Here is a 5,629-nt window from a genome sequence, read left to right as displayed (position 1 = left end):
CTGGTCGTCCTGGCCGACGGGCGCGACGTGGCCCGCGTGGACGCGGCGCTGACCGCCGAGCTGGGCCCGGGACGGCACGTCGCGCTGACCGCCGAGCTCGGGCCCGCCGAACGCTACCGGCGCTGGCTGGCGGTGCTGCGCGGCGCGGTCCGCGCCGTCGTCGGCACCCGGGCGGCGATGTTCGCGCCCGTCGCCGACCTCGGCCTGGTCGTGCTGTGGGACGACGGCGACGACGTGCACGCCGAGCCGCACGCCCCGTACCCGCACCCCCGCGAGGTGCTGGCGCTGCGCGCCCACCGGGGCGGGGCGGCGGCGCTGTTCGGCGGGTTCACCCGCACCACCGAGACCACCCGGCTGGTGGAGTCCGGCTGGGCGCACCCCCTGGCGCCCGAGCGGACGCGGCTGCGCCAGGTCATGCCGCGGGTGCGGCCCGTGGGCGACGACGCCGAGCTGGCCCGCGACGGCGCCGCCCGCACCGCCCGCCTGTCGCACCTGGCGTTCGAGACGGCCCGCAACGCGCTGCGGGAGGGCCCGGTGCTGGTGCAGGTGCCGCGCCGCGGCTACCTGCCGGGCCTGGCGTGCGGACGCTGCCGCGGCCCCGCCCGGTGCGGCGCCTGCCAGGGGCCGCTGGCGCTGACGTCGTCGCACGCCACCCCCTACTGCCGCTGGTGCGGGCGGATCGCGGGCGACTGGCGCTGCCCGCACTGCGGGCACATCCACGTGCGGGCGGTCGTCGTCGGGGCGCGGCGCACGGCCGAGGAGCTGGGGCGGGCGTTCCCCGGCGTCAACGTCCGGACCTCCGGGCGCGACGGGGTGCTCGACACCGTCGGCGCCGGGCCCGCGCTGGTGGTGTCCACGCCCGGCGCCGAGCCGGTCGCCGACGGCGGCTACGCGGCCGCGCTGCTGCTGGACGGGTGGGTGCTGCTGGGCCGCCCCGACCTGCGGGCGGGGGAGGAGACTCTGCGCCGCTGGCTGAACGCCGCCGCGCTCGTCCGCCCCGCGGCCCCGGTCGTGGTGGCCGCCGACGGGTCGCTCCCGGCCGTGCAGGCGCTCATCCGCTGGGACCCGGTCACCTTCGCCGAACGGGAGCTGGCCGACCGGCGTGGCGCGGGGTTCCCGCCCGCCGTGCGCATGGCCTCGCTCACCGCGTCCCCCGCGGCGGTCCGCGAACTGCTGGCCGAGACGCGCCTGCCGGACGGCGCCGAGGTCCTCGGCCCCGTCCCGGTGCCCGACCCGCCCTCGGGCGCGGCCCCCGGCGGGGAGGCCCGGGGCCGGGAACGCGCCCTCGTCCGGGTGCCGTGCGGCGCGGGGCTCGCGCTCGCCCGCGCGCTGAAGGAGGCCCAGGGAGTGCGCAGCGCGCGTAAGGCTCCGGAAACCGTGCGCATCCAGATCGACCCCCTGGAGCTGGTCTGACCACTAGGGTTCTCCGGGTGGCCGACAACACGGTGGACGACTGGGTCAGCGGCGTCGACGACGCGCTGCGGAGGTGGGCGGACGAGCACGGCGGCGAGTCCGTCGACCCGCGGGGCGCGCGGCTGCTGCTCGACCTCATGCGCGACGACCTGCGGCTGGCCGGGCCGGGCGGGCTGACGCCCGAGCTGCTGCGCCGCCTGCTGCTGGAGGTCTTCCCCGAGACGGTGGTCGCGGGCGCCGACGAGGTGCCCGACATCCTGGCCACCGCGCACCGCCTGGTGGCGTTCCTCGGCGAGTCCGGCGCCGTCCCGGCCGCGCGCGCCGCCGAGCTGGCCGCCGAGCTGGACGCGCTCGCGCCCCGGTTCGCCGAGGTGGTGGCCGCCGCCGACACCGCCGAGCGGCAGGCCGCGGCCGAGGTGATCCACGGCATGATGGTCGCCGAGGGGGTCGATCCGGACGACGCCGAGGCGGTCGAGCGATGGGTGCGCGCGTTCGAGGCGCTGCCGGAGGCCGAGCGGTTCGCCCGCACCGAGGAGTACCTGCGCCGGGCCGAGGAACTGGTCGTCCCGCCGGTCCGGGTGGCGCCCGAGGCCGAGCTGGCCGCCGCCGCGCGCCGCTCCCCGCTCCTCGCCGAGGCGCTGTCGGGCGGCTCCGAGAGGCTCCGGCGGGCCGCGGACGAGGCCGGCGTCGCCGGCGGGGCCGCGATCGCGGAGGACGCCGACGACCGCGCGGTCCTGGACGCCTGGCTGCGGCTGTTCGACGCCGCGGCGGTGCCCGAGCACGACCCGTCCGGCGGCCTCACCCCGGCCCAGCTGGTGCAGAACGAGCTGACCGGCGTGCTGATCCACCTGTACGAGCAGGACGAGCCGACCGCTCCCGAGCCGCTGGCGGCCGCGCTGATGCTGCACGTCGAGCAGGAGTACGAGGTCGCCGACGACCGCCGCACCCTGGCCGCCGCGGTGGAGACCGCGCTGGCCGAGGAGATCGGCAACCTGGTCCGCTGGGGCGTGGCCGAGACCCGCGGCGGCGGCTACGCGCTCACCCCGCTGGGCGTGTGGGGCGTGCGGGAGCTGCTGCTGGCCGACGGGTTCGTGGCGCCGCAGGTCGGCGAGCTGGCCGAGGTCCCGGCCGCCGACCTGGTGGCCGGGCTGACCTGGCACCGGCACGACACCGCCGACGAGGAGATCGACGGCTGGCTGGCCCGCCGCGACCCCGCCGGCGCCGCCGCCGAGCTGCTGGAGGTCATGCGGACCGGCACCCCCGGCGCCCGCAACCTGGCCGCCGCCGTCCTCGAACGCGTCGGCCCGCAGGCCGCCGGCGCCGTCCGGGACGCCGTGCGGCACCCGCCCGTCCGCCCGTACGCGGTGCTGTGGCTGAGCCGCAACGGCGACCCCGGCGCCGAGCTCGGCCGCGCCGAGTACGTGTGGATGTTCGTCGACTCGGTCGCCGGGATGATGGAGACCGCCGAACCCGGCGAGGCGGTGCGGGCGGCCCTGGCCAAGGCGCCCGCCGACGCCGACCTCGCCGCGCTGATCGACGACATCCGGCGGGCCGACCACCCCGACGCCGTCGACGTGCTGGTGGCCCTGGGCGACCACCACCCCGACAAGGCGCTGGCGAAGGCGGCGCGGACCGCCGCCTACAAGGCCCGCTCCAGCCGCGCCGGCGCGGCGCACCGGGGCGGGGACGCCTCCGGATCTTCGTAGACTGGTGGGACGTCCACCGCGCGACAGGGCGCGGACCGGGCACCGCAGGGACGAACCCACCGCCAGCCACGCACACGCACCGTAGGGAACGGAGTCCTCGTTGGCCGTCAAGCCCATCCGCCTCTTCGGCGACCCCGTGCTGCGCACCCCGGCCGAACCGGTCAAGGACTTCGACAAGGAGCTGCGCCGCCTCGTCAAGGACCTGACCGACACGATGATCGACGCGCCCGGTGTCGGCCTGGCCGCGCCGCAGCTCGGGGTGAGCCTGCGCGTGTTCACCTACTACGTCGACGACCGGCTCGGCCACCTGGTCAACCCGACCCTGGACCTGTCGGACGAGCAGGAGACCGACGACGAGGGCTGCCTGTCGCTGCCCGGCCTGTCGTTCCCCACCCCGCGCGCGGTCCGCGCGGTCGCCAAGGGCTTCAACATGTACGGCGAGCCGATCACCCTGGAGGGCACGCACCTGCTGGCCCGCTGCGTCCAGCACGAGACCGACCACCTGGACGGCGTGATCTTCATCGACCGGATGGACCCCGAGCAGCGCCGGGCCGCGATGAAGGCGATCCGCGAGGCCGAGTGGTTCGGCGAGCCCGCGCCGGTGGTCAAGGAGTCCCCGCACCCCACGTTCGGGAAGGCCATCTAGGGTGAAGCTGGTTTTCGCCGGAACCCCGGAGACGGCGGTGCCGTCGCTGGAGGCGCTGCTGGAGTCCGGGCACGAGGTCGCCGCCGTCGTCACCCGCCCCGACGCGCCCGCCGGACGCGGCCGCCGCCCGGCGGCCAGCCCGGTCGCGCGGCGCGCCGCCGAGGCCGGGATCGAGGTGCTCAAGCCCGCCAAGGTCCGCGACCCCGAGTTCCTGGACCGGCTGCGCGAGATCGCCCCCGACTGCTGCCCCGTCGTCGCCTACGGCGCGCTGCTGCCGCCCGTCGCGCTGGCCATCCCCCGGCACGGCTGGGTGAACCTGCACTTCTCGCTGCTGCCCGCCTGGCGCGGCGCCGCGCCCGTCCAGCACGCCATCCTGCACGGCGACGACATGACCGGCGCCGCCACCTTCCGGATCGAGGAGGGCCTGGACACCGGCCCGGTCTACGGGGTGCTGACCGAGCCGATCCGCGCCGACGACACCGCCGGGACGCTGCTGGAGCGCCTGGCGCACGCGGGCGCGCGGCTGCTGGTCGACACGATGAACGGCATCGAGGCGGGCATCCTGGAGCCGCGCCCGCAGCCCGGCGACGGCGTCTCGCACGCCGCCAAGATCACCACCGCGGACGCGCGGGTCGACTGGGCCGCCCCCGCCATGCGGGTCGACCGGCTCGTCCGCGCCTGCACGCCCGCGCCCGGCGCCTGGACCACCTTCCGCGGCGAACGCCTCAAGCTCGGCCCGGTCCGCCCGCTCGTGGGCGGCGACCCGCTGCCCCCCGGCGCGCTGCGGGTGCGCAGGAACGAGGTGCTGGTCGGCACGGGCACCTCCCCGGTCGTGCTCGGCGAGGTGCAGCCGCAGGGCAAGCGCCGCATGAACGCCGCCGACTGGACGCGCGGCGTCCGGCTCACCGACGAGGACCGCCTGGACTGATGCCGCCCGCCCACCGCCGCAACCGCGGCCGCCGCGGCGCCCCGCGCCGACCCGGCGGCCCCCGCCGCACCGGCCGTCCCCCCGAGGACCTGGCCCGCCGCACCGCGTTCGACGTCATCCGGGCCGTGCAGACCCGCGACGCCTACGCCAACCTGCTGCTGCCCAACCGCCTGCGCTCGCGCGGCCTCACCGGCCGCGACGCCGCGCTCGCCACCGAGCTGACCTACGGCACGCTGCGCGGCCGCGGCACCTACGACGCCGTGCTGGCCCTGTGCAGCGACCGCGACCTGCGCCGCATCGACCCGCCGCTGCTGGACGTGCTGCGGATGGGCGCCCACCAGATCCTGGCCACCCGCATCCCGCCGCACGCCGCCGTCGGCACCGCCGTCGACCTGGCCCGGTCGGTCGCCGGGCCGGGGCAGGCCAAGTTCGCCAACGCCGTGCTGCGCAAGGTCGCCACCCGCGACCTGGCGGCGTGGCTGGACATCGTCGCGCCCGAGGGCGGCGACGAGGCGGCGCGGCTGTCGGTCGCGCACAGCCACCCCCGCTGGATCGTCTCGGCGCTGCGCGACGCCCTCGGCCCCGACCGCGGCGAGATCGAGCCGCTGCTGGCCGCCGACAACGAACGCCCCCGCGTCACCCTGGTGGCCCGCCCCGGCCGCGCCGCCCCGCAGGAGCTGTACGAGGCGGGGGCCGAACCGGCGCCGCTGTCGCCGTACGGGGCGGTGCTGCCCGAGGGCGACCCCGCCGCGATCCCGGCCGTCCAGGAGGGCCGCGCCGCCGTCCAGGACGAGGCCAGCCAGCTCGTCGCGCTCGCCCTGGCCGCCGTGCCGCTCGACGGCCCCGACGCCCGCTGGCTCGACATGTGCGCCGGGCCCGGCGGCAAGGCGGGCCTGCTGGGCGCCGTGGCCGCGCAGCGCGGCGCCCGCCTGCTGG

The 5,629-nt window shown here is 78.0% G+C and carries 5 protein-coding genes; all 5 read left to right on the top strand.

Annotated features, from left to right (window positions below):
* On the top strand, positions 1-1,413 hold a 1,413-nt coding region (locus ABD879_RS31820; RefSeq protein ID WP_345025487.1), incomplete at its 5' end, for a primosome assembly protein PriA.
* 17 nt (positions 1,414-1,430) lie between these two features.
* A complete protein-coding gene (locus ABD879_RS31815; protein ID WP_345025485.1) occupies positions 1,431-3,119 on the top strand; it encodes a hypothetical protein in 1,689 nt (562 codons plus the stop codon).
* A gap of 100 nt (positions 3,120-3,219) precedes the next feature.
* Positions 3,220-3,765 (top strand): peptide deformylase, encoded by a 546-nt coding sequence (def, locus tag ABD879_RS31810; RefSeq protein ID WP_345025483.1) that lies wholly within the window; start codon positions 3,220-3,222, stop codon positions 3,763-3,765.
* Position 3,766: 1 nt separating this feature from the next.
* Positions 3,767-4,693, top strand: coding sequence for a methionyl-tRNA formyltransferase (gene fmt, locus ABD879_RS31805; RefSeq protein ID WP_345025482.1), 927 nt, complete (start codon positions 3,767-3,769; stop codon positions 4,691-4,693).
* Positions 4,693-5,629, top strand: a 937-nt coding sequence (locus ABD879_RS31800; RefSeq protein ID WP_345025481.1) for a transcription antitermination factor NusB, incomplete at its 3' end; no start/stop codon positions are given. The genes fmt and ABD879_RS31800, both read left to right, overlap by 1 nt.

Origin of the sequence: Actinomadura keratinilytica (assembly GCF_039539665.1) — a bacterium.
Lineage (GTDB): Bacteria > Actinomycetota > Actinomycetes > Streptosporangiales > Streptosporangiaceae > Spirillospora > Spirillospora keratinilytica.
The sequence above is the reverse complement of the archived record's forward strand: the minus strand, read 5'-3'. Positions and strand labels throughout refer to the sequence as shown.